2 protein-coding genes are annotated in these 2614 nt (G+C 43.0%); one reads left to right on the top strand and one right to left on the bottom strand.

Annotated elements, in window-relative coordinates:
- The first annotated feature begins 276 nt into the window (after nucleotides 1-276).
- Nucleotides 277-1668 carry an alanine permease AlaP gene (alaP, locus tag V7201_RS02290; protein ID WP_335375166.1) on the top strand — a complete coding sequence of 464 codons (1392 nt, stop codon included), beginning with the start codon at nucleotides 277-279 and terminating at the stop codon, nucleotides 1666-1668.
- Nucleotides 1669-1712: 44 nt separating this feature from the next.
- Here alaP and trhA read toward each other — a convergent pair whose 3' ends face one another.
- Nucleotides 1713-2360 carry a PAQR family membrane homeostasis protein TrhA gene (trhA, locus tag V7201_RS02285; protein WP_335375165.1) on the bottom strand — a complete coding sequence of 216 codons (648 nt, stop codon included), beginning with the start codon at nucleotides 2358-2360 and terminating at the stop codon, nucleotides 1713-1715.
- Nucleotides 2361-2614: the final 254 nt, after the last annotated feature.

Here is a 2614-nt window from a genome sequence, read left to right as displayed (position 1 = left end):
AAGGTGCTTGCGCTTTTCTTATTATGAGAAAATTTTCATATATTTATAGACTGGAATTCATGGTAAAATGACGGAAGGAAATTTTATAAGAATAATAATTTTCTAAAAAAGAGGTTTTGGATCAATTGGATTTGTGTATAGGAAAGAGGCTGTATTCTTATCGTTTTTATTCTTATGTGAATAATTATCGAAAGATTCAACTATTAGCCTCACAGTATTTATTATGATTTCAATAACAATTTAGTCTTCCGAAATATGGAGCAGAGGAGAGACACCATGAAAACTTCACAGGGAAATGAACTGCAACGCGGGCTGGAGGAAAGGCATATTACATTAATGTCGTTAGGTGCGGCAATTGGCGTCGGGCTATTTCTAGGTTCCGCCACCGCTATAAAGCTGGCTGGGCCGGGGATCCTGCTCGGATATGCTTTCAGCGGCATGATCATGTTCTTTATCATGAGGGCTCTTGGGGAAATGGCGATTCAGAAGCCGGTCGCAGGGTCGTTCAGCAAATATGCAAGAGACTATCTGGGACCGCTGGCGGGTTATATCACCGGCTGGAATTATTGGTTCTTATGGATTGTTACCGGGATGGCGGAAATAACTGCTGTCGGCATTTATATGGAGTACTGGTTTCCGGAGACTCCACGCTGGATTTGGGCGCTTGCTGCCCTCGTCATAATGGCAGCGGTCAACTTCATGGCTGTAAAAGCTTATGGAGAGCTGGAGTTCTGGTTTGCATTAATTAAGATCGTGACGATCCTGGCGATGATCGTTTCAGGAGCCGGCATGATTATTTGGGGAATTGGCAATGGCGGAATCGCTACAGGAATCCAAAACCTGTGGGAGAACGGCGGATTTTTCCCTAATGGAATTAAGGGTGTTCTTATGTCCCTGCAGATGGTCATGTTTGCTTATTTAGGAATAGAGATGATTGGTGTCACTGCCGGGGAAGTGAAGAATCCCGAGAAATCACTAGCCAGGGCGATTGATTCCGTTTTCTGGCGCATCCTGATTTTCTATGTAGGAGCATTATTCGTGATTATGTCCATCTATCCTTGGGATGAAATCGGTTCGAAGGGAAGCCCATTTGTATTGACTTTTGAACAACTAGGTATTCCTGCAGCAGCGGGAATCATTAATTTCGTTGTGCTGACAGCTGCACTATCTTCATGCAACAGCGGGATTTTCAGCACGGGCCGAATGCTTTTCAACCTTGCAAATCATGACGAAGCACCGAAAAAATTCAGCAAGCTTACGAAAAATGGTGTACCTGGATTTGCGATATTGGCATCAGCAGCTGCACTTCTGATCGGAGTAGTTTTGAACTATATCGTCCCTGCAAAAGTTTTTGCATGGGTGACAAGCATTGCAACATTTGGAGCAATCTGGACTTGGGCCATCATTCTCCTGTCCCAGATTCGTTATCGAAAAAGTTTGAAGGGAAATGAAGTGAAAAAGCTGAAGTACAAGCTTCCATTATTCCCTTTCACTTCGTATCTTTCATTAGCATTCCTGGCATTTGTCATCGTCCTGATGGCATTCAGCCCTGACACCAGGGTCGCTCTTTTCATAGGGCCTCTTTGGTTAGGACTCCTGACTGCCTTTTACTATGGAAAAGGGTTCCATAAGAGATATAACAATATGAATGTAAAAAACGTAAGTTAAACATAATGTGCCTGCTCTCTGAATTGGAGAGCAGGCATATTTTTTTATAAAACATAAAGATAAACACTAAGGAAATGGGCAAGGCTTCCGAGCATGATGAAAATGTGGAAGATTTCATGAAAACCAAGATATTTAGAACGCAGGAAGTCAGGCTTCAAAGCGTAAATCACTCCGCCAATTGTATACATGATCCCACCGGCAACAAGCCAGAAAATCCCGCCAGGATTCAAGACTGATGAAAGAGGAGAGACAACGAAGATGACCATCCATCCCATGACGATATAGATGGAGGTAGACAGCCATCTTGGACTTTTGAACCAAACCATCTTGAACAGGATGCCGCATAAAGCTGCTAAGGTGATGGTGGCGAATAAAGTCCAGCCTGTCATTCCATTCAGGCTGATAAGGCAAAAGGGTGTATACGAACCGGCGATTAAAACAAAAATCATTGAATGATCAATCCGTCTGAGGAACGCAATCACCCGGTCCTTAGCTTTTACCATATGATAGGTTGCTGAGGCCGTATATAGAAGAATCATACTAATGCCAAAAATGGTGACCGAGGTAATAGCCAGTGCTGAACCAGTAGTAAGCGAAGCCTTTATCACAAGCGCAAGCAGCCCGGCAAAAGACAGTAATGCACCTGCCAAATGGGTAAGGCCATTAATTGGTTCCCGAATATAACTGTTCATTGAAAAACCTCCACACTTCATAATGTAGTTTTAATAACTACATATAATGATATATGTATAACGATATGTAGTCAATGTTTACGTTCATTTTTTTTTGCGTTATAATAAAATAGCTCTGTTACAGCTGAATGTTGATTTTAAATACCCTGTTGATTGTAGTGGAAGGCGCGAAGACTCCTCCGAAAATGCTAACGCATTTCCATCGTGCGTGGGTCCATTCGAGGAAGCTCTTCAGGTCCTGCGGGCGCAGCTGG

The organism is Bacillus sp. JJ1122, from assembly GCF_036964885.1.
Taxonomy (GTDB): domain Bacteria; phylum Bacillota; class Bacilli; order Bacillales; family Cytobacillaceae; genus Mesobacillus.
Note: the sequence above shows the minus strand (reverse complement) of the source record. Positions and strands in the feature narration are given on the sequence as shown.